The organism is Pseudomonas fluorescens group sp. PF-1 (assembly GCF_054481335.1).
In genome coordinates this window covers 2,922,323-2,948,119 of sequence record NZ_JBTMNG010000002.1, presented here as the reverse complement: position 1 = coordinate 2,948,119, position 25,797 = coordinate 2,922,323, and the positions used below count along the sequence as shown (strand labels likewise).

23 protein-coding genes are annotated in these 25,797 nt (G+C 61.3%); 14 read left to right on the top strand and 9 right to left on the bottom strand.

The features are described 5' to 3' along the window. Positions 1-2: 2 nt before the first annotated feature. Entirely contained in the window at positions 3-125 is a 123-nt protein-coding gene (locus tag ACX3YD_RS28445; RefSeq protein WP_256590233.1) for a hypothetical protein, read from the bottom strand. 157 nt (positions 126-282) lie between these two features. On the opposite strand from ACX3YD_RS28445, the gene ACX3YD_RS28440 reads away from it, so the two are divergent. The 6 genes from ACX3YD_RS28440 (at position 283) to ACX3YD_RS28415 (ending at position 5,378) form a co-directional block, all read left to right on the top strand. After that, positions 283-1,467 (top strand): ABC transporter substrate-binding protein, encoded by a 1,185-nt coding sequence (locus tag ACX3YD_RS28440; protein WP_458961622.1) that lies wholly within the window; start codon positions 283-285, stop codon positions 1,465-1,467. Positions 1,468-1,506: 39 nt separating this feature from the next. Beyond that, the gene (locus ACX3YD_RS28435; RefSeq protein WP_047528189.1) at positions 1,507-2,466 is read left to right on the top strand and encodes a YVTN family beta-propeller repeat protein; all 960 of its coding nucleotides are present in this window, start codon (positions 1,507-1,509) and stop codon (positions 2,464-2,466) included. Further along, positions 2,463-3,194: an ABC transporter ATP-binding protein gene (locus tag ACX3YD_RS28430; RefSeq protein WP_103404276.1), complete on the top strand. Its 732-nt coding sequence runs from the start codon at positions 2,463-2,465 to the stop codon at positions 3,192-3,194. Before ACX3YD_RS28435 ends, ACX3YD_RS28430 begins: the two co-directional genes overlap by 4 nt. Next, positions 3,191-3,982, top strand: coding sequence for an ABC transporter permease (locus ACX3YD_RS28425; protein WP_047528186.1), 792 nt, complete (start codon positions 3,191-3,193; stop codon positions 3,980-3,982). Before ACX3YD_RS28430 ends, ACX3YD_RS28425 begins: the two co-directional genes overlap by 4 nt. 116 nt (positions 3,983-4,098) lie before the next feature. Beyond that, positions 4,099-4,656, top strand: coding sequence for a PQQ-dependent catabolism-associated CXXCW motif protein (locus tag ACX3YD_RS28420; RefSeq protein WP_103404275.1), 558 nt, complete (start codon positions 4,099-4,101; stop codon positions 4,654-4,656). 56 nt (positions 4,657-4,712) lie between these two features. After that, positions 4,713-5,378: a response regulator transcription factor gene (locus ACX3YD_RS28415; protein ID WP_047528184.1), complete on the top strand. Its 666-nt coding sequence runs from the start codon at positions 4,713-4,715 to the stop codon at positions 5,376-5,378. 242 nt (positions 5,379-5,620) lie between these two features. Here ACX3YD_RS28415 and nahK read toward each other — a convergent pair whose 3' ends face one another. From nahK to ACX3YD_RS28400, 3 genes are all read right to left on the bottom strand, one after another. Continuing rightward, positions 5,621-8,254, bottom strand: a complete 2,634-nt coding sequence (gene nahK / locus ACX3YD_RS28410) for a hybrid sensor histidine kinase/response regulator NahK/ErcS' (RefSeq protein ID WP_458961621.1) — start codon at positions 8,252-8,254, stop codon at positions 5,621-5,623. Beyond that, positions 8,184-9,347, bottom strand: a complete 1,164-nt coding sequence (gene nosP, locus ACX3YD_RS28405) for a nitric oxide-sensing protein NosP (RefSeq protein WP_103404273.1) — start codon at positions 9,345-9,347, stop codon at positions 8,184-8,186. The genes nahK and nosP overlap by 71 nt, the downstream gene beginning before the upstream one ends. 268 nt (positions 9,348-9,615) lie before the next feature. Beyond that, a complete protein-coding gene (locus ACX3YD_RS28400) occupies positions 9,616-10,800 on the bottom strand; it encodes a porin (protein ID WP_103404272.1) in 1,185 nt (394 codons plus the stop codon). Positions 10,801-11,100: 300 nt separating this feature from the next. On the opposite strand from ACX3YD_RS28400, the gene ACX3YD_RS28395 reads away from it, so the two are divergent. Beyond that, positions 11,101-11,964: an MBL fold metallo-hydrolase gene (locus ACX3YD_RS28395; RefSeq protein ID WP_458961620.1), complete on the top strand. Its 864-nt coding sequence runs from the start codon at positions 11,101-11,103 to the stop codon at positions 11,962-11,964. Here the strand turns inward: ACX3YD_RS28395 and ACX3YD_RS28390 are convergent. Next, positions 11,951-13,654 (bottom strand): hypothetical protein, encoded by a 1,704-nt coding sequence (locus tag ACX3YD_RS28390; protein ID WP_458961619.1) that lies wholly within the window; start codon positions 13,652-13,654, stop codon positions 11,951-11,953. The genes ACX3YD_RS28395 and ACX3YD_RS28390 overlap by 14 nt on opposite strands. 139 nt (positions 13,655-13,793) lie before the next feature. Further along, the gene (bkdR, locus tag ACX3YD_RS28385) at positions 13,794-14,282 is read right to left on the bottom strand and encodes a Bkd operon transcriptional regulator BkdR (RefSeq protein ID WP_047528178.1); all 489 of its coding nucleotides are present in this window, start codon (positions 14,280-14,282) and stop codon (positions 13,794-13,796) included. 185 nt (positions 14,283-14,467) lie between these two features. On the opposite strand from bkdR, the gene ACX3YD_RS28380 reads away from it, so the two are divergent. The 5 genes from ACX3YD_RS28380 (at position 14,468) to ACX3YD_RS28360 (ending at position 20,604) form a co-directional block, all read left to right on the top strand. Continuing rightward, on the top strand, positions 14,468-15,703 hold the full coding sequence (locus ACX3YD_RS28380; RefSeq protein WP_090468819.1) for a 3-methyl-2-oxobutanoate dehydrogenase (2-methylpropanoyl-transferring) subunit alpha: 1,236 nt from the start codon (positions 14,468-14,470) through the stop codon (positions 15,701-15,703). 1 nt (position 15,704) lies between these two features. Continuing rightward, the gene (locus ACX3YD_RS28375; RefSeq protein WP_103404268.1) at positions 15,705-16,763 is read left to right on the top strand and encodes an alpha-ketoacid dehydrogenase subunit beta; all 1,059 of its coding nucleotides are present in this window, start codon (positions 15,705-15,707) and stop codon (positions 16,761-16,763) included. After that, positions 16,764-18,038 (top strand): dihydrolipoamide acetyltransferase family protein, encoded by a 1,275-nt coding sequence (locus ACX3YD_RS28370; protein ID WP_103404267.1) that lies wholly within the window; start codon positions 16,764-16,766, stop codon positions 18,036-18,038. Positions 18,039-18,055: 17 nt separating this feature from the next. Continuing rightward, complete coding sequence (gene lpdA, locus ACX3YD_RS28365) at positions 18,056-19,438, top strand: dihydrolipoyl dehydrogenase (protein WP_458961618.1); 1,383 nt, start codon at positions 18,056-18,058, stop codon at positions 19,436-19,438. A 146-nt stretch (positions 19,439-19,584) separates the two neighbouring features. Beyond that, entirely contained in the window at positions 19,585-20,604 is a 1,020-nt protein-coding gene (locus ACX3YD_RS28360; RefSeq protein WP_047528166.1) for a branched-chain amino acid aminotransferase, read from the top strand. 143 nt (positions 20,605-20,747) lie between these two features. Here ACX3YD_RS28360 and dmeF read toward each other — a convergent pair whose 3' ends face one another. The 3 genes from dmeF to ACX3YD_RS28345 form a co-directional block, all read right to left on the bottom strand. Continuing rightward, the gene (gene dmeF, locus ACX3YD_RS28355) at positions 20,748-21,677 is read right to left on the bottom strand and encodes a CDF family Co(II)/Ni(II) efflux transporter DmeF (protein ID WP_103404265.1); all 930 of its coding nucleotides are present in this window, start codon (positions 21,675-21,677) and stop codon (positions 20,748-20,750) included. Between the two features lie 12 nt (positions 21,678-21,689). After that, a complete protein-coding gene (locus ACX3YD_RS28350) occupies positions 21,690-21,965 on the bottom strand; it encodes a metal/formaldehyde-sensitive transcriptional repressor (RefSeq protein ID WP_047528162.1) in 276 nt (91 codons plus the stop codon). Positions 21,966-22,097: 132 nt separating this feature from the next. Continuing rightward, positions 22,098-22,436, bottom strand: a complete 339-nt coding sequence (locus ACX3YD_RS28345; protein WP_103404264.1) for an FKBP-type peptidyl-prolyl cis-trans isomerase — start codon at positions 22,434-22,436, stop codon at positions 22,098-22,100. A gap of 185 nt (positions 22,437-22,621) precedes the next feature. Between ACX3YD_RS28345 and ACX3YD_RS28340 the strand changes: the two genes are divergently transcribed. Both ACX3YD_RS28340 and ACX3YD_RS28335 read left to right on the top strand, forming a co-directional pair. Continuing rightward, positions 22,622-23,695 (top strand): diguanylate cyclase domain-containing protein, encoded by a 1,074-nt coding sequence (locus ACX3YD_RS28340; protein ID WP_458961617.1) that lies wholly within the window; start codon positions 22,622-22,624, stop codon positions 23,693-23,695. Positions 23,696-23,858: 163 nt separating this feature from the next. Then, positions 23,859-25,667, top strand: a complete 1,809-nt coding sequence (locus ACX3YD_RS28335) for a monovalent cation:proton antiporter-2 (CPA2) family protein (RefSeq protein WP_103404262.1) — start codon at positions 23,859-23,861, stop codon at positions 25,665-25,667. Positions 25,668-25,797: the final 130 nt, after the last annotated feature.

Sequence of the window (25,797 nt, the reverse complement as noted above, 5' to 3'; positions counted from 1 at the left end):
GCCTAGCGTCCCGGTGTCGCGGGCATGACGAGCAACGGCACGGGGCGTGGGCCGTGCAGCTTGTCGATACCGATCAGGCTCAGGACCAGTAAAAACGGCAGGAGCAGCGCTTTGAGAATTCGCATGATCGATTGCCTCCAGGGTCATGGCCGTTTCAGCCCATGCTAAAACCGCACCGCGCGGTGCGAGCTACTACCTTGGTACTGCCTCGCTGGTACTTTCTGCATATTTCATCCGGCCTTCAGCCTTCCTATGCTGGCGCTACCTGTGATGGAGTGCCCTATGCGCCAGCTTGCCCCCTACGCCTTGTTCTACGTGCTGGCGATTGCCTGCGCGGCGGGGCTGGCGACTCAAAGCCAGGCCGCCGATGCGCCGTTGCAGGTGCGTATCGGCTACCTGGGCTATCGCCCCGACCCGGGACCGCTGCTGTCGAACGTCATTCCCGAACCGACCGATGCCGGGTTGCGCGGTGCTGAACTGGCGATCACCGACAGCAACAGCACCGGGCGCTTTCTCAACCACAGCTACAGCCTGGTGAGTGCCAGCGTCGACAGCCCGGATGCGTTGATCCATGCCGCCCAGGCCCAGCACGAACAGGGCCTGCGCCTGTTTGTGGTGAATGCGCCGGCAGAGACCCTGCGCCGGCTCAGCGCGGTACTTCCCGACAGCCTGTTGTTCAACGCCGGCAGCCCGGACGACAGCCTGCGCACCACCGATTGCTTGCCGAATGTGCTGCACAGCCTGCCCAGCCGGGCGATGCTCGCCGATGCCCTGGGGCAATTCCTGGTGGTGCGCAAATGGCAGCGAGCACTGCTCATCGTCGGCCCGACCGCAGACGATCAAGCCTACGCCACCGCCCTGCGCCGCGCGGCCAAACGCTTTGGGGTGCAACTGGTGGCGGAAAAAGCCTGGAGTTTCGACAACGATCAACGACGCAGCGCCCAGGCCGACATGCCGCTGTTCACCCAGACCGCTGAATACGACGTGGTGTTGGTGGCCGACGAACGCGGCGACTTTGGTGAATACGTGCCGTACCAGACCTGGTATCCGCGCCCGGTGGCGGGCACCCAGGGCCTGACCCCGGTGGGCTGGCACAAAACCGTGGAAACCTACGGTGCCGCTCAGTTACAGAAACGTTTCGAAGCCCTGACCGGGCGCTGGATGAACGACCGTGATTTCGCCGCATGGATGGCCGTGCGCAGCATTGCCAGCGCCGTGAGCAAACTGCGCCAGACCGAGCCCATGGCGATCCGTCAGCTGGAAATCAGCGATCAATTGCCGCTGGACGGCTTCAAGGGGCGCAAGCTCAGTTATCGGCCGTGGAACGGCCAGTTGCGCCAGCCGATCCCCATCGTGCAACCCCGGGCGCTGGTCAGCACCTCGCCCCAGGATGGCTTTCTGCACCCCTTCAACGAAATGGACAGCCTGGGCTACGACAAGCCCGAGGTCAGCTGCCGCTTTCCCTGATCCTTTTTTCACTACAACGACAACAATAAGGAATCTGCCATGCGCCGCACCCTGCTTTCATGCGCCCTGCTGCTCGCTGCGGGACACGCCGCGGCCAGCACCGCCTGGGTCTCCAACGAAAAGGACAACAGCCTGAGCCTGATCGACATGCAGACCCTGCAAGTCACCGAGACCTTGCCCGTCGGCCAGCGTCCGCGTGGCCTGCTGCTGTCCCATGACAACAAGCTGCTGTACATCTGCGCCAGCGACTCGGACCGGGTGCAGGTGATGGACGTGGCCACGCGCAAGATCATCAAGGAACTGCCGTCGGGCAAGGATCCCGAGCAATTCGCCCTGCACCCCAACAATCGCTGGTTGTATGTGTCCAACGAAGACGATGCGCTGGTCACGGTGATCGATACCGAAACCTCCAAGGTCCTCAGCCAGATCAACGTCGGCGTCGAACCCGAAGGCATGGCCGTCAGTCCCGATGGCAAGTGGGCGGTGAACACCAGCGAAACCACCAACATGCTGCACTGGATCGACACCAGCACCCAGACCCTGGCTGACAGCACCCTGGTGGATCAGCGCCCGCGTTTCGTCGAGTTTTCAGCGGACGGTTCGCAGCTGTGGGCCTCAGCGGAAATCGGCGGCACCGTGACCATTCTCGACGTGGCCAGCCGCAAGATCCTCAAGACCCTGAACTTCCAGATCAAGGGCGTGCACCCGGACAAGGTCCAACCGGTGGGCGTCAAACTCAGCGCCGATGGCAAGTACGGCTTCGTCGCGCTGGGCCCGGCCAACCATGTGGCGGTGATCGATGCCAAGACCTTCGAAATTCTCGACTACCTGCTGGTCGGGCGACGGGTCTGGCAGATGGCGTTTACCCCGGATCAAAAACAGTTGCTGGCCACCAACGGCGTCAGCGGTGACGTCTCGGTGATCGATGTCGAAAGCCTCAAGGTCATCAAATCCGTGAAGGTCGGACGCTATCCCTGGGGCGTGGTGGTGACCCCATGAACGCCCTGGAGGTCAGCGACCTGAGCTTCGCCTACGGGGCCCGAGAGGCCTTGCGCCAAGTCAGTTTCAGCCTGGCACCGGGACGCTTCGCGGCGTTGCTGGGGCCCAACGGTGCCGGCAAATCGACCCTGATTGCCCTGCTGACCCGGCTCTATGACGTGCAGCACGGAGACATCCGCGTCGGTGGCTGCTCGTTGTCCAGAACGCCACGCCCGGCGCTCAGGCAGTTGGGCGTGGTGTTTCAACAAAGCACCCTCGACCTGGACCTCAGCGTCGAGCAGAACCTGCGTTATCACGCGGCGCTGCATGGCCTGTCCCGGCGCCAGAGCGCCCTGCGGGTCGAGGCGGAGCTGGCCCGCCAGGCCCTGACCGAACGCCGGCGCGAACGGGTACGCGAACTCAATGGCGGGCATCGCCGTCGGGTGGAAATCGCCCGTGCCCTGCTCCACGAGCCACGCCTCCTGCTGCTCGACGAAGCCAGTGTCGGACTCGACCCCGCCAGTCGTCTGGCGCTCAACCAGCACATTCGCAGCCTGTGCCGCGAGCAGGGCATCAGCGTGCTCTGGACCACCCATTTGCTCGACGAAGTGCAGCCCAGCGACGACTTGCTGATTCTCCATCAAGGCCGACTGGTCGCCAGCGGCCAGGCCGATGCCCTGAGCCTGGAACACGGCGGCGATCTGGATTCGGCCTTCACCCGTCTCACCACCTCCGGAGCCGCCCGATGAATGCGTACTGGCAATGTTTCAGCGGCATCGTGCTGCGCGAATGGCTGCGTTTCGTTCTGCAGCGCACGCGGTTTCTCAGCGCGCTGGTGCGGCCCTTGTTATGGCTGCTGGTGTTCGCCGCGGGTTTTCGTGCGGCCCTCGGCATCGCGATCATCGAGCCCTACGACACCTATATTCCGTACGAGGTGTACATCATTCCGGGCCTGGCCTGCATGATCCTGCTGTTCAACGGCATGCAGGGTTCGCTGTCGATGGTCTACGACCGCGAGATGGGCAGCATGCGCGTGCTGCTGACCAGCCCCCTGCCCCGGACCTTTCTGCTGTGCAGCAAGCTGTTGGCCACGGCGCTGATTTCGTTGTTGCAGGTGTATGCGTTTCTGGCGATCGCCTGGGTCTACGGTGTGCGACCGCCGGCCATGGGCCTGTTGTGGGCCTTGCCGGCGTTGTTGCTGGTGGCGCTGATGCTCAGTGCCCTGGGCCTTTTGCTGTCGAACGCGATCCGCCAGCTGGAAAACTTTGCCGGGGTCATGAATTTCGTGATTTTCCCGCTGTTTTTTCTGTCTTCGGCCCTGTATCCGCTGTGGAAGATGCGCGAGTCCAGTGAATGGTTGTACTGGCTGTGCGCCCTGAACCCGTTCACCCATGCCGTGGAACTGGTGCGGTTTGCCTTGTATGAACGCTTCAATGCCCTGGCGCTGGCGGTGTGCGTGGGGTTGACCCTGCTGTTTTCGCTGCTGGCCGTGTTGACGTTCAACCCGCAACACGCCGCCCTGCGCAAATCTGGCTGACAGACCTCCCCAAGGACCAGAATTACTACTTTAGTACTGGTTTTCCTGTCTATCGTCGCATTCCAAACGCAGCGCGACTGGCATGTAATGGGTCCATAACGATAAGGACTGAACCCATGCCGCATGCCCGACGTCGCCTGCTGCGTCTCTCTCTTGCTGCGTTGTCGCTGAGCCTGTGGCTGGGCAACGCCCACGCTCAAGCCCCGCTGTTTTCCGCAGAGGGCTATCGCATCGACCTGTACCGCAGCCCGACGCCCCATGAGTTGCCGGGCGCGATCCTCGTCGACACACCGGCCCTGCAAACCCTGCTGGAACAAACCCCACGCCCGCTGCTGATCGACGTTTACCGCCGCCCATGGCTGCAAGGCCAGTTCATCGAAGACCAGCCCCACGAAAACCTGCCCGGCAGCCATTGGCTGGCCAATACCGGTGATGGTGAGCTGACGCCACAGTGGCAAGACTATTTCGCGCACAACCTGAAAAAACTGACCGCCGGTGACCCGACGCAACCACTGGTCTTTTACTGCCGCTCCGACTGCTGGTTGAGCTGGAACGCGGTCAAACGCGCGGCCAGCCTGGGCTATAAGACACTGTACTGGTACCGTGACGGTGTGGACGCCTGGCAGGCGGCCAACCTGCCGGTGACGCCGGCCCGGCCCGAGCCCTTTCCCTGAGCTTTACGCGTGCGTGTTGTTGCCACACCATAATCAAAATAATGAGGTGAAAGGCTATGTACAAAATTCTGATTGCCGATGATCACCCGCTGTTTCGCGAAGCCATCCATAACGTCATCAGCGACGGCTTTGCCGGCAGCGAAGTGATGGAAACCGCCGACCTGGACAGCGCCCTGGCCCTGACCCAGGAACACGATGACCTGGACCTGATCCTGCTCGACCTGAACATGCCCGGCATGCACGGGCTCAATGGCTTGATCAACCTGCGCAACGAAGCACCGACCATTCCGGTGGTGATCGTGTCCGCCGAACAAGACAAGCAAATCGTCCTGCAAGCCATCACTTACGGCGCGGTGGGCTTCATCACCAAATCCTCGCCCCGCAGCCAGATGACCGATGCGATCCAGCAGATTCTCAACGGCAACGTCTACTTGCCTCCGGACATTATCCGCTCGGCCAGAACCGGTACGCACCGGCGGATGAACGACACCCCGAGTTTCCCGCCGGAGCTGCTCCAGGCCCTGACCCGCAAGCAATTGCAAGTGCTGGAACGCATGACCAAGGGCGAGTCCAACAAACAGATCGCCTACACCCTGGAAATCGCCGAAACCACGGTCAAGGCCCACGTCTCGGCGATCCTGCGCAAGCTCAACGTGCACAACCGGGTGCAGGCGATCCTGAGTGCCGGGGACATTGATTTCGGGTCGTATTTGCGGCGGTGAGGCTTGCCTGAAGAGCGCATAATGACCATCGTCGGAACGCCGCCCGGAGCAAGCTCGCTCCTACAGGAATTGGTGAGCGTCACAGCCCACCAATCACCCGCAGGTGCACCCCAACCACTGTAGGAGCGAGCTTGCTCGCGATAAACGTCAGGGCAACGCGGGCATTCAGACAGCCCGTGTCATCGTTGACGACCATCGCGAGCAGGCTCGCTCCTACAGGGGGGGCGCCTACACCCGGGAAATCACGGCCGAGCGAGCAAATGACTCATGGCTGTCTTGAGCTTCATCGGCCGTACCGGCTTGTGCATCAGGGTGTGCCCGAGTTCGCGGATCTGCTGCTTGAGTTCGTTGCTGTAGTTGGCGGTGATCATCATCGCCGGGATCGGTGAGCCGCGCCGGGCATTGATCCGGGCCACGGCGTCCACACCGTTCTGATCGTTGTCCAGGTGATAGTCGGCGATCAGCAGGTCCGCGTCGGCGTGGTAGTTGTCCACTTGCCGTGCCAGGTCCTCTTCCGACAGCGCCGTGACCACCCGGCAGCCCCAACCTTCCAGCAGCGTGCGCATGCCGGCGCAAATGGTCGCATCGTTGTCCAGCACCCAGATCCGCGCCCCGCGCAGCCGTTCGAGCATCGGTTCGCTCATCAGCAAACCGGGGGCTGCCTGCGGTGCGGTGGCGCTTAACGGCACTTCGACGCAGAACATCGAGCCCTTGCCCGGCCACGAGCGAACCTGAACCCGATGCCCGAGAATGCCGGCGATCTTTTCGACGATCGCCAGGCCCAGCCCGAGGCCGCGGTCCTGATCCGGACGTTGCACATCGCCACGCTTGAACTCCTGGAAAATCTCCTCCAGGCGATTTTCGTCAATGCCCATGCCGCTGTCCCAGACCTGAATCGACAGGCGCTGGTGATGGCGCCTGCAACCGAGCACCACGCGACCGCTGTAGGTGTAGCGAATGGCATTGCTCAACAGGTTGCGCAGGATGCGCGCTAACAACTGTATATCGCTGCGCACCAGTGCCGAACAGGCAATGAAATGCAGCTCCAGGCCTTCGCTGCGAGCGACCTGGGTGTATTCCGCCGCCAGGTTGTCCAACAGCTCGCTCAGGGCGAACGGCGCGATGTCGGCCTTGATCACCCCGGCATCGAGTTTGGAAATATCCACCAGGGTGCCCAACAGGTTTTCCACGTCTTCCAGGGAATTGCTGACGTTGCGCACCAACACCTCGTTGCTGACCGCCTCGCGGCGCTCCAGCAAGGCACTGGTGAACAACCGCGCCGCGTTCAAGGGTTGCAGCAGGTCATGGCTGACGGCGGCGAGAAACTTGGTCTTCGACAGGTTGGCTTGCTCGGCCTCCTGCTTGGCCTCGCGCAAGCGTGATTCGACCCGGCGACGCTCCTCGATCTCACGCAACAACTGGTCGTTGAGGGTGGTCAGTTCCGCGGTGCGTTCGCGCACCCGCAGCTCCAGATTCTGATAGGCCTGATGCAACGCCTCGGCGGTGCGGCGGCGCTCGGTGATGTCGCGGATCAACACGAAAATCCCCACCACCTCGCCGCTGGCCAGCCGATTGGGCACGTAGGAACGCAACATGTAGCGTTCCTGATTATTGACGTTGGTTTCGGCGACCTCGAACGTCACGCTCTCGCCGGCCAACGCCCTGGCCACGTAGGACTCCAGGCGCTGGTAATGCTGTTCGCTGTGCACTTCACGCAAGCTTTGGCCGAGCATCACGCCCCGTGGCCAGCAGTACCATTCTTCGTAGACCTTGTTGGTGAATTCGTAGACCAGGTCCGCGTTCAGATAGGCAATCAACGCCGGCACATGGTCGGTGATCAGGCGAATCCAGCGCTCGCTTTCGCTCAGGGCTTCGGCGTGCTGGTAGCGTTCGGTGATGTCGGTGAAGGTGTTGACGAATCCGCCCGTGGGCAGTGGATGGGTGCGAATCTCCAGGACCCGGCCATCGTAGAGGCGTTGTTCGCATTCCTGCGTGGGCCGCCCGTTGGCGTCGCGGCTGGCCGGGGTCAGCAGGGTCAATTCGCTGTCGGCGATGACTTCGGCAAACGGACGATGGGCCGCTACCGGTGCCAGGCCACTGAGTTCGAGGAACCGGCGGTTCCACAGTTCCAGGATGCCGTCGGCGTTGACCATCGCCACCCCTTGGGAGAGGTTGTCCACCGCCCGTTGCAACAGGTGCGACTTCTGCGCCACCGCTTGCTCGCGGCGCACGGTTTCGCTGAGTTTGACGTCGGTAATGTCGGTGAACAGAATCACCCGCCCGCCTTCCTGGGTGGGCCGCTCGCTGACTTGCAACCAGCGACCATCCTGCAAGCGATACAGCAGGTTTTCGTCGGCTTGCCCGCGCGGCTCTTCGGTGAACAGACCGTTGTTCATCATCAGACGCTTGACCTCGGTCAGGCGCATGCCGGCGCTGATCCGCACCCGGCTGTTGCTCCAGAAGGCCTTGAAGCGGCTGTTGAACAGGACGATGCATTGCTGGGCATCGAACAGCACGAAGGCGTCGGAGATGCTCTCGATGGCGTCGATCAGGTGTTGATGAGCCGTTTCTGCGCGCAAGCGCGCTTCGCTGAGCAAGTGGTTGCCGGCCTTGAGTTCGGCCATGGCCTGGTTCAAGGCGTCGGTGCGCTCTCGCACCTGCTCGGCCAGCACCACCGAATGCTGGAACGCGGCGTAGGGATCATTGCCCCGGGTGATCCCGGACTCGATGCGTTCGATCAACGCGGCGTTGATGCGTTGCAGTTTCTGGTTGTCGTGTTGCAGGCCGGCGATCTGCGCCCGCAGTTCAGCGCAGTCCGAGGGACCGCCCTCGGGCAATGGCGACGCCGGTGAATGTCTGGTTGATGTGCATGCCATTGAACTGTTCTCCGTAGGTGTTGAACCCCATCACCCGCTGCTCGCGCAAAAAGGCGCCGATCTGCTCGAGGCTGCCGTCGTCCTCCAGCTCCAGGCGCCGCAGAAAACAATCGCAGCCAATGGTCAGCAGCAAATCACCGAGACGCTCCTGCAAGCCGTCGAACAGGCTCTGCAGGTTCGGCAGCATGGGACCGGGGGTCATGGCGGTGAGGACGATGCCGTTCTCCACGGCGCAATAGAAACTCAGGCTCAAATCGGCATGAACCTGCTGAATGGCACGCACGTAATACTGTTCGTTGATCCGCACCGCCAAGGGGTGCGCAGCGAAGATCCGGTGGTCGAGCTCGGCCACTGGCACGCCGATGTGTCGGGCGTACTCGGCGGCGGCCGGCTCGGCATTGAGTTCAAAGACCCGCCGCGACGCGCTGTCGGCTCCGGTGACCACCAGTTTTTCCGCCCGGGGCAGGATGTGATGGGTGGTGAACACTTCGAAGTCCAGCCACGTATTGACCAGCACCACGACTGCCGCGCCGCTGTGAAACTCGCCGTCGAAGTAGACATGGGTGTGGGTCAGGTAGTTGTCGTCGCCGGCCGAACCGCCGAAATGCGGAATGTCGCCCAGCGCGGCGCTCAAGGCCGCCAGGACCATTTCTTCGCGGCTGGACAGGCCATCGAGCAAGGTCAGGGCAAAGCTGTTGCCCTTGATCGGTGCCAGGGTATTGCTGCGACAGCCGCCGACCAGGCGCTCGACCATTTGCTGGGCGTCGATCAGGCTGAAGCGCTCCATTTCGTCGATCAGTTCGAGGGCGATGGAGAAGTGCCGGTGATCGAAACCGACCGCCGTCACGCAATTGCGTCCATACCCCAGCGGCGTGATTTCCCCGGCGCTGGTGCAACCCGCCAGGCGAATGCCGCCGAAGCTCTGTTGCAAGGCCTGCCCCAGCGCCTGCAAATCGTACTCGGCGGAACAGAAGAACAGCACGAACCCCAGGTGCGGATGCAATAACTGTCGCGCCAGCTCCTGCGCCACCTGTTGGGCATCGGTGGCCTGGGACATCGCGCTGACGATACCTTCGTTCTGGACCTGCTGCATCGTCGCCTCCCGCAGGTGCGCATGTATGAGGTACGAGTGTACGAAGCCTGTTTGGTGCGACCTATGCTACTTGGGTAGGGGTCAGGCGCTTCGATGGAATGAGAGCCGGGAGTGGATGGCGGGGGCTGTTGTGGCAAGGGCGCTTGCCCCCGCCGGGCGACGAAGCAGCCCCTGCCTGGCCGATGCGCGACCAAAAGCAGGGGCCGCTTCGCGACCCAAAGCGGGAGCAAGCGCCCTCGCCACTGGGAAGGGTTGGACGATCAACCCCTTACCAGGTGACTACAGCCCCTACCGCAAACGTATCGGTGTCTTCGTTCTGGGCGCTGGTATCGTGACCGTTGATTTTGAACTGGTTGTACTCGGCCACCAGCTTGAGGTTGTCATTCACGTCATGGAACAGCGCGACGCCGCGGGTTTCATAGTCGGCGCCACTGCCGACCACGCCGTTGCCATCGTCATTGGTCTTGCCATAGGACAGCGCCAGGCGGTTTTTCCCCAGTTTGTAGGAGCCCTGAAGCAGATAACCGTCGCTGTCGACGTTACGCAGGGTCGGTTCCCCGGCATTGTTGGTGAAGAAGGGGTTGATGCCCTTGGCCTGGAAACCGGAACCGACCAGGGTCAGCCCGCCCATTTTCGCCTGCACCCCGTAACCGACGCCTTTTGAGGTGACGCTGTTGACGGTGGAGTCAGTATTGTCGGACGTCTGGTAGCTGCCGTTGACCCAGCTATAGATCTGCGCGCCGGCCAGGTCGAACTGGTAGGTGATTTCGCTCTCGGTGCGCGGGTTCTCCTGATAGGCCTTGCCGGTCGGGCTGCTGTCGTTGGTGTCCACCGGGTCCATGATGCCCACCGCCACGCGCAGACCGTCCATCACCGGTGTGCGGTAAGTGATCTGCGACGTCGGGAAAGGATAGGGATAACCGGTGCCGATGTTGCCGAACGAGACCCCGCCACCGTCCACCAGCCCCAGGGTGTCGCTGACCTGGCCGTACCCGGTCAGCAGTTCATCGAGCAGGATGTTGGAACGGGCAAACAGGCCGAAGTCCTTGCCGATCAGCACTTCGCCCCATTGCGGGTTGGCCACGGTGCCGTAGAACTGGCGGACATCGATGGCGGTGTCGGTACCGTTGGTTTGGCTGTCGTTGATCGTCACCCAGAACGAAGCCCGGGCGCCGAGCTTGAGATCATCGACCTGTTTGCCCATGTTGAAGCCCAGGTAGTTCGGCAGGAACCCCATCTTCACCCGCGCCTGCCGACGGTCGTACTGGTCCCCTTCACGGTTTACGTCACTGTTCACGTAAAAGGCGTTGATATAGCCGTCAGTGGAGAACGTGGTCTGGTCCTTGTCGTACAGCATGATCTCGGCCTCGGCCATCGAGCTCAGGCCAAGGGCCGGCAGGCTGGCGATGAAGACCGGTAAAAGACGATGCTTGAAGTTCTTATTGTTGTGCATGGCGCGCTCCGCGACTGGTGACGAGGTGTCGGTGGCGATTATCGAAAGCGGACCGGCGGCGCCATACGCTGCCTTGGGGGCGAATTGCAGCTGCTTTGGAGCGGCCGGCGCTGCGCAACAAGTTCGGCGTAAGACCGCTCGTCGGCAGGGTCAGCAACTTAAGGTGTAGGGCCTGCGGACCCCGAGGTGGGGGCCACAGGAACCGCTACTGACTGGACAGCCGCCTTCAATAGCATGCAGGCCGCCACCACGGGGAAAATGAAACTACCCTCAATACTCGTCCAGACAGAAACAGCCACCATGCCCGCCTTGATTGAAGCCTTCCTCGACCCGGCCTCCTCGACCTACAGTTACGTGGTTTATGAAGCCGATGGCAGTCAGTGCGCAATCGTCGACCCCGTGCTCGACTACGACCCGGCCGCGGGGCGCACCGCCAGCACCCAGGCCGACCGCATCATTGCGTTCGTTCGCGAACACCGGTTGCGGGTGCAATGGCTGCTGGAAACCCACGCCCATGCCGACCACCTGTCGGCCGCGCCCTGTTTGCGTCGGGAACTGGGCGGCCGGATTGCCATAGGTGCGTCGATCAGCAAGGTCCAGGAGGTGTTCAAGGCGCTGTTCAATCTTGAACCGGAGTTCTGCGTGGACGGTTCGCAGTTCGACCATCTGTTCGCCCCGGACGAATCGTTCAGGATCGGCAATCTGAAAGCCACCGCCCTGCACGTCCCCGGCCACACCCCGGCGGATATGGCCTACGTGATCGACGGCGAGCAGATCCTGGTGGGCGACACGCTGTTCATGCCGGACGTGGGCACCGCGCGTTGCGACTTCCCCGGCGGTAATGCGCATCACCTGTACGCTTCGATCCAGAAGCTGCTGGCCTTCCCGGCCGGTGTGAAACTCTACGTCTGCCACGACTACCCGCCTGAAGGTCGGCAAGCGCAATGCCAGAGCACCGTTGGCGAGCAACGAAAAAGCAACATTCATATACATGACGGCATCGACGAAAACACCTTCGTCGCCATGCGCACCCGGCGCGACAGGGGGCTGGGGATGCCGACGTTGTTGCTGCCGGCGATCCAGGTCAATGTGCGGGCGGGAAATCTACCGCCCGCGGAAGACAATGGCGTGGTCTACCTGAAAATCCCGATCAATCAGATGTAGCGTTGGTCAAAACCGGTTCCATACTCCAGCCGCCGGCAGGCTCGTCGTAGGTGAATGCAAGCGTCTGACCCGCCGAAATGACATGCTCGATTTCATCCGCCCCCCGGGCATGACATATCCTGGTTTCGTAGGGTGCCTCGCTGACGACCAAAACGACGCCATTCGCTGCCGCCACGGCCGGTAGATACACCAAGGGCAAATAGTTGCCGTAGGACAACGTGTATCGAACAAACTTTTCTCCATCGCAGGGTGCAGGAATCGATTGCGAATGATCATCAGGCGAACAGTCGCGGACCTGTAACTGCCATTGCTCGCTCCCGTCGAGACAGACGAAGGCCACGGCATCACCTGCTGACAGCGTCACCCGAGCCATCGGGACATCACTGTTGCGCATATCCAGTACGCATTCAGCGCTGGCGTCCGAGCGGACCAGCAGCCTGTGTGATTCCGCACTCAGGATGGGAGGCAGTGAGACCGTCGGCGACCAGTGCTCGTCACTGATGCTGAACAGCATGTGGCGGGCCGAGGGCAGGCTTTTGGCACGTGCGACAGTCGGGTGGGCCTGTTCGACATCCTCAAGCCCCAACGTACGTGCACGAAACTGATTCGAATAGATGATGTTATCGACCAGTCGATGCCTGAGCGACCAATCTGTATTGATGATGTAGTACTTCATGATAGGAGAATGGGCATTACCGGCCGCGAACCATGACATCAGTGAACTCGATATGTCTTTCGGTTCAAAAAGAGGAAACGCCATACGGGCGGCCTGAATCGACCTGAGCTCACCCGCAGGCTTGGCCTCTTTACCCACCACGTCGATGAAGGCCTTGAGAGCGGAGTCCGACGGGGTGTTGGAACCGATCCAGCGTTGATTGACGCCCGGCCAGAAACTAAGGTCTCGCTCGCCAGCGTTATAAGACACGACAACATTTTTGAATCCCGGCAAGCCCCAGATCTGCGACATACTCAAATTTTTATACGTTGGGGAAATAATCGAGTCGCCGAAAGAAGACTTCAAAATACCGATAAGTTCTGCATGCGCAGCCTTGGTAAATTTCCGGAACTGATGGAAATTCACAATCACGATTTCTCTTCGACGGTCCCATCCCGAACCGAAGTGAAAGGACTTGATTCCGTTAATGATGTCGCCCTGAATGGTTCGACCATTGGTTGTACTGTGATAAATCATGAATCGTCGGGGATCACCCGCCAGATATCCGGAATAGTGGTGAACCCTGATATCCAGCACTCGAATGCCCGCGTTCAGTTGTTCATGAGGCGAAACATCCTGGCAAACTTCCATAGAAGGAGCGAACTCGGCCTTCAGGTCAAATCCCGAATTATGAGTACCCGGCAAAATGGCCGAATGTATAGGCAAATTCCGCACACCCGTATAAGTGCTCATCCAGTGCGTACGATTATTATTGAAAGGCTTGCATACGCCACCGCTCCAGCTTCCTCCCGGACACCAGCCGGCGGCTAGTCCGACGTCGTTCTCATCGCTGGCGGATGCCGGCCCGTGATTCAGAAGCGATTGTGGATCTACCGACTGTATGACCGCCGCACTTTCAAAGTAAGGCCCAAAAACCGGAGGCCGGTATTCTTTTATATGACCGAGCGCATCCAGATCATCAGCACTCACATCCAGCGAACTGGCCAATGCAACTTTATCCAATAGGGAATTCATCTTGTACCTCAACTATTAATTAACAATGGAGGAAACAACATAAACGGAGCCCTATCCGATAAACATGGACCCAAACTGTAGATTGGCGTTGTACAGGTGTGACTTATTGATTCAACAACAATAACAACGCCATCGAATGTTATTTATCCAGCGTCATTCCATTGGCCGGCAACGGCAGCGCCGTCTTGTATCGCACCTGCTTGAGGGCAAAGCTCGAGCGGATGTTCGCCACCCCCGGCACCTTGGTCAGAAAGTCCATCATGAACCGCTCCAGCGACTGAATGGTCGGCACCAGTACGCGGATCAGGTAGTCCGGGTCTCCCGCCATCAGGTAGCACTCCATGACTTCCGGGCGATCGGAAATCGCCTCTTCGAAATGCTGCAACGCCTCCTCCACCTGTTTTTCCAGGCTGACATGGATGAACACGTTCACGTGCAACCCCAGCAGGTCGGCATCGAGCAGGGTCACTTGCTCGCGAATCAGGCCCAGCTCCTCCATCGCCTTGACCCGGTTGAAGCACGGTGTCGGCGAGAGGTTCACCGAGCGGGCGAGGTCGGCGTTGGTGATCCGCGCGTTCTCCTGAAGGCTGTTGAGAATGCCGATATCGGTACGGTCCAGTTTGCGCATGAGATAAAAACACCTGTTTTTTATGTTTATGCAGATTTTTTATCTGCAAATGATCTTTAGCGCAACGAAACAGAGAGAAATATTCTTCTTGGCCGGGCCTATGATGTTTGTAGGACAAGATTTCTTCCACAGAACGAAATCTGTCAGCTCACTACAAGAAATTCACAAGATCGAGCGTAGAAGCCATGAACCAAGCGTACGAACCGCTGCGTCTGCACGTTCCCGAACCCTCGGGCCGTCCCGGCTGTAAAACCGACTTCTCCTACCTGCGTCTGACCGACGCCGGTACGGTGCGCAAACCCTCCATCGACGTTGAACCGGCCGATACCGCCGATCTGGCCAAGGGCCTGATTCGCGTGCTCGACGACCAGGGCAATGCCCTCGGTCCATGGGCTGAAGGCGTGCCGGTCGAGATCCTGCGCAAAGGCATGCGCGCCATGCTCAAGACGCGGATCTATGACAACCGCATGGTGGTCGCCCAGCGCCAGAAGAAAATGTCGTTCTATATGCAGAGCCTCGGCGAAGAAGCCATTGGCAGCGGCCAGGCCCTGGCGTTGAACATCGACGACATGTGCTTCCCGACCTACCGCCAGCAAAGCATCCTCATGGCCCGCGAAGTACCGCTGGTGGACCTGATCTGCCAACTGCTGTCCAACGAGCGCGATCCGCTCAAGGGCCGTCAGCTGCCGATCATGTACTCGGTCAAGGACTCCGGTTTCTTCACCATCTCCGGCAACCTCGCCACCCAGTTCGTGCAAGCGGTGGGCTGGGGTATGGCCTCGGCGATCAAGGGCGACACCAAAATCGCCTCAGCCTGGATCGGCGACGGCGCCACCGCCGAATCGGACTTCCATACCGCCCTGACTTTCGCCCACGTGTACCGCGCGCCGGTGATCCTCAACGTGGTCAACAACCAGTGGGCGATCTCCACCTTCCAGGCCATCGCCGGTGGTGAAGCGACCACCTTTGCCGGTCGTGGCGTGGGTTGCGGCATCGCTTCGCTGCGGGTCGACGGCAACGATTTCTATGCGGTCTACGCCGCTTCTGCCTGGGCCGCCGAACGCGCCCGCCGCAACCTCGGCCCGACCATGATCGAATGGGTTACCTACCGTGCCGGCCCGCACTCGACCTCCGACGATCCGTCCAAATACCGTCCTGCCGACGACTGGAGCCATTTCCCGTTGGGCGACCCGATCGCGCGCCTCAAGCAGCACCTGATCAAGGTTGGCCACTGGTCCGAAGAGGAACACGCCGCCGTCAGCGCCGAGCTGGAAGCCGAAGTGATCGCCGCGCAGAAAGAAGCCGAACAGTACGGCACCCTCGCCGGCGGCCAGATTCCAAGCGCCGCGACCATGTTCGAAGACGTCTACAAAGAGATGCCGGAGCACTTGAAGCGCCAGCGTCAGGAACTGGGGATCTGACATGAACGATCACAACAACAATATTCAGTTGGACACCGCCATGACCACGACCACCATGACCATGATCCAGGCCCTGCGCTCGGCCATGGATGTGATGCTTGAGCGTGACGACAATGTCGTGGTGTTCGGCCAGGACGTCGGCTACTTCGGTGGCGTGTTCCGTTGCACCGAAGGCTTGCAGACCAAGTACGGCACCTCGCGGGTGTTCGATGCGCCGATCTCCGAAAGCGGCATCGTCGGCACTGCCGTGGGCATGGGCGCCTACGGCCTGCGGCCGGTGGTGGAGATCCAGTTCGCCGACTACGTCTACCCGGCCTACGACCAGATCATTTCCGAAGCCGCCCGCCTGCGTTATCGCTCGGCCGGCGAATTCACCGCGCCGCTGACCCTGCGCATGCCCTGCGGCGGCGGCATCTACGGTGGCCAGACCCACAGCCAGAGCATCGAGGCGCTGTTCACTCAAGTGTGCGGCTTGCGCACCGTCATGCCGTCCAACCCCTACGATGCCAAGGGTCTGTTGATCGCCTCCATCGAAAACGATGACCCGGTGATCTTCCTGGAGCCAAAGCGCCTGTACAACGGCCCGTTCGACGGCCACCACGACCGTCCGGTGACCCCTTGGTCGAAACACCCCGCCGCTCAGGTTCCGGACGGCTACTACACCGTGCCGCTGGACGTTGCCGCCATTGCCCGTCCTGGCAAGGATGTCACCGTACTGACCTACGGCACCACGGTGTACGTGTCGCAAGTTGCCGCCGAAGAAAGCGGCGTGGATGCCGAAGTCATCGACCTGCGCAGCCTGTGGCCGCTGGACCTGGAAACCATCGTCAAGTCGGTGAAGAAAACCGGGCGCTGCGTGATCGTTCACGAAGCCACCCGCACTTGCGGTTTCGGTGCCGAACTGACGGCGCTGGTGCAAGAGCACTGCTTCCACCACCTGGAAGCGCCGATCGAACGCGTCACCGGTTGGGACACCCCCTACCCGCACGCGCAGGAGTGGGCGTATTTCCCTGGCCCGTCCCGAGTGGGCGCGGCGTTGAAACGGGTCATGGAGGTCTGAATGGGCACGCACGTTATTAAAATGCCGGACATTGGCGAAGGCATTGCAGAAGTTGAACTGTCGGTGTGGCACGTCAAGGTCGGCGACATGGTCGTCGAGGATCAGGTGTTGGCCGATGTCATGACCGACAAGGCGATGGTCGATATCCCGTCGCCAGTGCATGGCAAAGTCATCGCCCTTGGCGGCCAGCCAGGCGAAGTCATGGCGGTCGGCAGTGTGCTGATCAGCATTGAAGTCGAGGGCGCGGGCAACGTTAAAGAGTCGGCTCAGCCAGCGACCGCTGTAAAAGAAGCACCGATTGCAGCCCCGAAAGTGGAAGCCGTGGTCGAAAGCAAACCGGTCGCTGCCGCCACGCCGCGCCCGGCCGTGTGCCAGGGCCCGCTGGTGGCCCGTGAGGCGAATGAGCGTCCGTTGGCGTCCCCGGCCGTGCGCAAGCATGCGCTGGACCTGGGTATTGCGTTGCGTCTGGTACGCGGTACCGGCCCGGCCGGTCGGGTGCTGCACGATGACCTCGAGGCCTACCTGGCCCAGGGCCAGTCGAATGCGTCGAGCGTCAGCAGCGCTTACGCCCAGCGCAACGATGAAGCGCAGATCCCGGTGATCGGCATGCGCCGCAAGATCGCCCAGCGCATGCAGGACGCCACGCAACGCGCCGCGCATTTCAGCTACGTCGAAGAAATCGACGTCACTGCTGTTGAAGAGCTGCGCGCGCACCTCAACGAAAAACACGGTGCGACCCGTGGCAAGCTGACCTTGCTGCCCTTCCTGGTCCGCGCCCTGGTCGTTGCCCTGCGCGACTTCCCGCAGATCAACGCCCGTTACGACGACGAAGCCCAGGTCATCACACGCCTCGGCGCGGTGCACGTGGGTATCGCCACCCAGGCCGACATCGGCTTGATGGTGCCGGTGGTGCGCCACGCCGAAGCCCGCAGCCTGTGGGACAGCGCGGCGGAAATCGCCCGACTGGCCACGGCCGCACGCAATGGCAAGGCCAGCCGCGATGAACTGTCCGGCTCGAGCATCACCCTGACCAGCCTCGGCGCCCTCGGCGGCATCGTCAGCACCCCGGTGCTGAACCTGCCTGAAGTGGCCATCGTCGGCGTCAACAAGATCGTCGAACGGCCGATGGTGATCAAAGGCCAGATCGTGATCCGCAAGATGATGAACCTCTCCAGCTCCTTCGATCACCGCGTGGTCGACGGCATGGACGCGGCGCAATTCATCCAGGCCGTGCGCGGCTTGCTCGAACAACCCGCCACCCTGTTCGTGGACTGATTATTAGAGAGGCATGCATGCAAACTCTGCACACCACGCTGCTGATCATCGGCGGCGGCCCCGGCGGTTATGTGACGGCGATCCGTGCCGGCCAGTTGGGCATTTCGACCATTCTGGTAGAAGGCCAGTCCCTGGGCGGCACCTGCCTGAACATCGGCTGCATTCCGTCCAAGGCGCTGATCCACGTCGCCGAGCAGTTTCACCAGACACAACAGCACAACCAGCATTCGGCCCTGGGCATCAGCGTGTCGGCGCCGACCCTGGACATCGGCAAGAGCGTCGAGTGGAAAGACGGCATCGTTGATCGCCTGACCACCGGCGTCGCCGCGCTGTTGAAAAAGAACAAGGTCCAGGTCATTCAAGGCTGGGCCAGGGTCATCGACGGCAAGACCGTTGAAGTGGGCGACACGCGCATTCAATGTGAGCACCTGGTGCTGGCCACGGGCTCGAAGAGCGTGAACCTGCCCATGCTGCCAATTGGCGGGCCGATCATTTCGTCCACCGAAGCCCTGGCGCCGAAATCAGTCCCGAAACGGCTGATCGTGGTGGGCGGCGGTTACATCGGCCTGGAACTGGGGATTGCCTATCGCAAGCTCGGTGCCGAGGTCAGTGTGGTCGAGGCTCAGGACCGCATTCTGCCGGCCTACGACGCCGAGCTGACCCAGCCTGTGCACGACGAACTGAAAAAGCTCGGCGTGACTCTTTACTTGAAGCACAACGTTCAAGGCTTTGATTCCAAATCAAATACCCTGCAAGTGCTTGCCCCCAACGGCGACACCCTGAACCTGGAAACCGATCAGGTGCTGGTGGCAGTCGGTCGCAAGCCGAACACCCAGGGCTGGAACCTTGAAGCGCTGGGCCTGGCGATGAACGGCGCGTCGATCAAGATCGACAACCGCTGCCAGACCAGCATGCACAACGTCTACGCCATCGGCGACCTCAGCGGCGAACCGATGCTCGCTCACCGGGCCATGGCCCAGGGCGAGATGGTCGCCGAGCTGATCAGCGGCAAGTCCCGCGAGTTCAACCCGACCGCCATCGCCGCCGTGTGCTTCACCGACCCGGAACTGGTGGTGGTCGGCCAGACACCGGACGAGGCCAGGGCTGCGGGGCTGGATTGCATCGTTTCCAGCTTCCCGTTCGCCGCCAATGGCCGGGCGATGACCCTGGAATCGAAAAGCGGCTTCGTGCGCGTGGTCGCCCGTCGCGACAATCATGTGATCGTGGGCTGGCAAGCGGTAGGCGTCGGGGTATCCGAATTGTCCACGGCGTTCGCGCAAAGCCTGGAAATGGGCGCGCAGCTGGAAGACATTGGTGGCACCATCCATGCCCATCCGACGCTCGGCGAGGCGGTGCAGGAAGCGGCGTTGCGCGCGCTGGGGCATGCGTTGCACCTCTAGCCCGAACCTGTTGGAGCAAGCTCGCTCCTGCAAGGAATGCAATCCGGGCTGCGAAACCGGCCCGGAATGAAGTATTGTTGTGCCCATCCGGAAAAACGTCAGAAGCCTTGTACCGTTTCGGCGGTTGTTAAGTGATAGAGGGTGTCATGGGTAACGAAAGCATCAATTGGGACAAGCTGGGTTTTGACTACATCAAGACCGACAAGCGCTATCTGTCGCACTGGCGTAATGGCGAGTGGGACAAAGGCACCCTGACCGAAGACAACGTGCTGCACATCAGCGAAGGCTCCACTGCCCTTCACTATGGCCAGCAATGCTTCGAAGGCCTGAAGGCCTATCGTTGCAAGGACGGCTCGATCAACCTGTTCCGTCCGGACCAGAACGCCGCGCGCATGCAACGCAGCTGCGCCCGCCTGCTGATGCCGCACGTGTCCACCGAGCAGTTCATCGAAGCGTGCAAGGAAGTGGTCCGCGCCAACGAGCGTTTCATTCCGCCTTACGGCACCGGCGGCGCGCTGTACCTGCGTCCGTTCGTGATCGGCGTCGGCGACAACATCGGCGTGCGTACCGCACCCGAGTTCATCTTCTCGATCTTCTGCATTCCGGTAGGCGCCTACTTCAAGGGTGGCCTGACGCCGCATAACTTCCTGATCTCCAGCTACGACCGCGCCGCCCCGCAAGGCACCGGTGCGGCCAAAGTCGGTGGCAACTACGCGGCCAGCCTGATGCCAGGCTCCCAGGCCAAGAAAGCGCACTTTGCCGACGCAATCTACCTGGACCCGATGACCCACAAGAAGATCGAGGAAGTCGGTTCGGCCAACTTCTTCGGGATCACCCACGACAACAAGTTCGTGACCCCGAACTCGCCATCCGTGCTGCCGGGCATCACCCGTCTGTCGCTGATCGAACTGGCGAAAACCCGCCTGGGCCTGGAAGTGGTCGAAGGCGACGTGTTCATCGACAAGCTGTCGGACTTCAAGGAAGCCGGTGCTTGCGGTACCGCCGCCGTGATCACGCCGATCGGCGGCATCAGCTACAACGACCATCTGCACGTGTTCCACAGTGAAACCGAAGTCGGCCCGATCACCCAGAAGCTCTACAAAGAGCTGACCGGCGTGCAAACCGGCGACGTCGAAGCGCCAGCAGGCTGGATCGTCAAGGTTTGACCTGACGCCTGATGCACAAAAGCCCCCCATCGGCCTGCCGATGGGGGGCTTTGTTTTAAGTGCGTTTTGCGTCTTTCGCAGGGTGACTTCTGTGGGAGCCAGCCTGCTGGCGATGGCTGTCAACGATAACGCGTGAAACCTGGTTAAACGTTGCGCAGTTCGACCGTCAGGTGTGACAGTTCATGGACCGGCGCCAGGCGTTCGCGGATGGTATCGGCGCTGATGTTCGCCGCCGCCACGACACTGACGATGGCCGCCCGTGCCTGCGGGCCGACCTGCCACACATGCAGATCGCTGATCCGCACATCGTCGGACGATTCGAGCAGCTCGCGAATTTCCTCTGCCACGTGTTCGTCCGTGGTGTCCAGCAGCACAGCGGCGCTATCGCGCATCAATCCCACGGCCCATTTTGCGATTACGATGGCGCCGACGATCCCCATCGCCGGGTCCAGCCAGACCCATCCCAGATAGCGCCCGGACAGCAATGCGGCAATCGCCAGGATCGAGGTCAGGGCGTCGGCCAGTACATGCAGGTAAGCCGAACGCAGGTTGTTGTCGTGATGATGGCCGTGGTCATGGCCGTGCCCGTGATCGTGGTGACCGTGATGGCTGTGGTCGCCCGCCAGCAGGAAGGCACTGAGAATGTTCACCGCCAGCCCTATCACGGCAATCACTGTTGCCTCGGTGAAGGCCACGGTCGTCGGCTGGAACAGGCGCAGGATGGATTCGCCAGCGATGCCGATCGATACCAGCCCCAGCACCATGGCCGAGGCAAACCCGGCCAGATCCCCCACCTTGCCGGTGCCGAAGCTGTAACGCGCATTGTTGGCGTTGCGGCGGGCGAAACCGTAAGCCGCCGCGGCGATGCCCAAGGCTCCGGCATGGGTTGCCATGTGAAAGCCATCGGCCAGCAACGCCATCGAACCGGTCATGTACCCAGCGGCAATTTCGCCGATCATCATCACAAACGTCAGTGCCACGACCCATAAGGTGCGGCGGGCGTTTTCGTCGTGGGAGGCGCCCAAAAACACATGGTCATGGGAAAAACGTGAGGCCTGCGGTGTCAGTGTCATGGTTCCAGACCTCTATTTCGAGTAACGGCGGATGGCTTGCAACAAGTCTTCCAGGCCTTCGGCGCGAGCTTCGTCGCTGAGCCCCGGATGCGCGACATGCTCACGGGCATGAGCATCGATGAACTGTTCCAGCAAACCATTGACCGCCCCGCGGATGGCCGCGACCAAATGTAAGGTCTTGGCGCAATCGGCATCCGATTCCAGCGCGCGCTCCACTGCCTGAACCTGACCGGCAATACGCCGGACCCGTTTGAGCAAGTCGTCTTTGTGTTCGTGAATGTGTGACATACCTATACCCCCTACCCCTATACGGCGCGCATAGTCGCCGATAGCCCGGGGGTTGGCAAGGCGTTGACTGGATTTATTCAGAGGGGGGCATTGGTGCTGTGACGAGCCGGCGGGTGCCACCGGCTGCATCGATCAATCATCACGGGTCAGCACTTCCAGCAATTCAATCTCGAAAACCAGGTTCGAGTTCGGCGGGATCTTGCCCATGGTGCGTTCGCCATAGCCCAAGTGAGCCGGCACCGATAGTTTGCGCTTGCCGCCGACCTGCATGCCCATCAGGCCCTGATCCCAACCCTTGATCACGCGACCGGTGCCGATCACGCACTGGAAAGGCTTGCCCCGGCTGTAGGAGGAGTCGAACTCCGTACCGTCTTCCAGCCAGCCGCGGTACTGGGTGGTGATCAGTGCGCCTTTGACGGCTGCTTTGCCGTCGCCCGGTTGGAGGTCAATCACCTGAAGCTCGTCATTCATTGAATTCACTCGTATGCTTTCTCGCCCGACAAGGGCCTGACCGGCGCCGTTTTCCCAGATCTGCACTCGATTGGCAACCCTTGCTGCCGTCAGGCGCGGCGTTGAAAGCTGTTTGCCGAAGTATCCTGAACTAAAATAACCGAACCTCCCCGGACGGTTCGCATCGCCATGATGGCCACCCCAGAATGATTTTGCTCTCGACCCACACTGCCCTTGGCTTGGGAATACTCGCGCTGATCATCGTGCTGCTCTGGCGCGAGCGCACGTTGCGCAAGCAACTGAGCGAATGCCGCACACTGATCGACAACCTCTGCAAAGGACAGAATATCCACCAGAAAGGCGACGCGGAGCGTTTCAAACGCAGCCAGTACTTTGCCCGCATCGGCACCTGGGACTGGGAAGTCGATACCGACAGGCTCTACTGGTCGGACGCGATCTACGGCATGTTCGGGTTCAAGATCGGCGAAGTGACCCCGTCGTACGCATTGTTCTGCGCCTGCGTGCACCCGGATGACCGGGCCAGGGTCCGGGCCGGCGAGTTGCGTTGCCTGGAAACCGGTGAGAATCACGACGAGGAATATCGTGTGGTCTGGCCCGACGGCACCATCCGCTGGTTGCGCGAGACCGGCAACGTGGTGAAGAACGAGCACGACAAAACGATCAAGATGATGGGCGTGGTGCGCGATATTACCGAAGAAAAGGCTTCCGCCAGTTACCTGCGCCACCTCGCGCACTTTGACCCACTGACGGGATTGCCCAACCGGCTGGTGCTCGAAGAACGTCTGGCCGAAGCGCTGGAACAGGCGCGGGTCAACGACACGCGGGTGGCGCTGGTGTTCGTCGACCTCAATGGCTTCAAGGCCATCAACGACCACTATGGACACGCCGCCGGCGACCGCGTACTGATGACCACCGCGACCCGCCTCCAGAAGATCCTGCGTGCGACCGACACCGTTGCCCGCATCGGCGGCGACGAATTCGTGATCATTCTTCAGGGATTGCCTCAGGGTCGCAGCCTGCAAGACGAAGCCCGCAGCATTTGTCAGAAAATCTTCGTCGAGCTCTCCCCGCCCGTCACCATCGGCAACGACCAGCGCCACATCGGCACCAGCCTGGGCGTGGCCGTGTTCCCCGACCATGCGCCGAGCATGGACCGGCTGATCCACATTGCCGACCTGGCGATGTATGCGGCCAAGCGCAGCGGGAATAATCAGTACCGATTGGGCGATCAGGCGTTGAGCCACGGCAGAATTGAATAGAGCCGCCCAGCGTGTCAGCCACTATCACGCCTGGCTGACAGGGTCCCTCACGGGCAAGTCCACGATGTCACTTGCACATCCGCCATCGATCCACGGTAGATATGAGGCAACCCCAGCCTTTATCCTTGCCCCCCCACCGTACCGAGTGAATGGAGTTTTTCTCATGCCCCATGAAGGCAATCTGCTGCAAGCCGCTGTCGTGTTTCTGCTCGCGGCGGTGCTCACCGTGCCGCTGGCCAAGCGGCTGCAATTGGGGGCGGTGCTGGGTTATCTGTTTGCCGGGGTGATCATCGGGCCTTCGGTGCTGGGCCTGATCGGCAATCCGCAGAGTGTCAGTCATATCTCGGAACTCGGTGTGGTGTTGCTGCTGTTCATCATCGGCCTGGAATTGTCGCCACGACGCTTGTGGGTGATGCGCAAGTCGGTGTTTGGCGTCGGGCTGGCGCAGGTCCTGTTGACCGGCTCGGTGATCGGTGTGGTGGCGCTGCTGGTGTTCGGTCAGCCGCTCAACAGCGCGATCGTACTGGGCCTGGGCCTGGCGCTGTCCTCAACGGCGTTTGGCTTGCAGAGCCTGGCCGAACGCAAGGAACTGACCAGCCCCCACGGACGCCTGGCGTTTGCCATTCTGCTGTTCCAGGACATCGCCGCGATCCCGCTGATCGCCATGGTGCCGTTGCTGGCCGGCGTCGATCACAACACCAGTACTGCCGACGATGTGAATCACGGCTTGCGGGTGCTGGGCAGCATAGCCGTCGTCGTGATCGGTGGACGCTACCTGTTGCGTCCGGTGTTCCGGGTGGTGGCCAAAACCCGCTTGCCCGAGGTGTCCACGGCCACGGCGCTGCTGGTCGTCATCGGTACGGCATGGTTGATGGATCTGGTCGGTGTGTCGATGGCCCTTGGCGCCTTCCTTGCCGGCCTGCTGCTGGCGGACTCCGAGTACCGCCATGAACTGGAAGCGCAGATAGAACCGTTCAAGGGCCTGCTGCTGGGGCTGTTTTTCATCAGTGTCGGCATGGGCGCGAACCTGAGCCTGCTGCTGAGTGCACCCGCCCTGGTGCTGGGCCTGACCCTGTTGCTCATCGCCTGCAAGCTGCCATTGCTGTTTGTCGTCGGTCGACTGGCCGGAGGCCTGGGCAAGGTCAACGCCGTTCGCCTCGGCATCGTCCTGGCGGCCGGCGGTGAGTTTGCCTTTGTGGTGTTCAAGATCGGTCGCGATCAGGGGCTGTTCGAACCGCATCTGTACGACTTGCTGGTGCTGACCATCACCCTGTCCATGGCGCTGACGCCGTTGTTGCTGCTGGTGTGCGACCGTCTGTTCAGCCCCAAGGTGCAACCGGTGGAGGTGCCTGAGAAATTCCGCGACTTCGACACCGAAGCTCCCCGTGTGGTGATCGCCGGCATGGGCCGGATGGGGCAGATCGTCGCGCGTATCCTGCGGGCGCAGAACATCAAGTTCGTCGCCCTCGACACCTCGGTGGAAACCATCGAACTGTCCCGCAGCTTCGGCGGCGTGCCCGTGTTCTACGGCGACCCGATGCGTCCGGAAATCCTCAAGGCGGCGAAAGTCGGCGAAGCGGAGTTTTTCGTGATTGCCACCGACGACCCGGACACCAACATCAAGACCGCCGAGCTGGTGCGCAAGCTCTACCCGGAGATGAAAATCATCGCCCGCGCACGCAACCGCCAGCATGTGCATCGGCTGATGGACGTGGACGCCCTGCCGGTGCGCGAGACCTTCTATTCCAGCCTGGAAATGAGCCGGCAGACCTTGATCGGGCTGGGATTGACCCATGCCCAGGCGGATGCGCGGATCAAGCGCTTCAAACATCACGATGAGCAGGTGCTTGAAGCCCAGCATGCGGTGTACGACGATGCGGTGAAAGTCATGCAGACAGCGCAGGAAGCACGGGCGGAACTGGCGCGGCTGTTTGAGTCGGATCAGCTGGAAGAGCAAGCGGCGAGGGAATGATGCGTTGGCACGGGCCTCATCGCGGGCAAGCCCGCTCCCACAATGATTTCGGATGAGCTGAAATTTTGCCTGCCCCACGATCCTGTGGGAGCGGGCTTGCCCGCGATGAACATTCACGCGTTGTATCGGA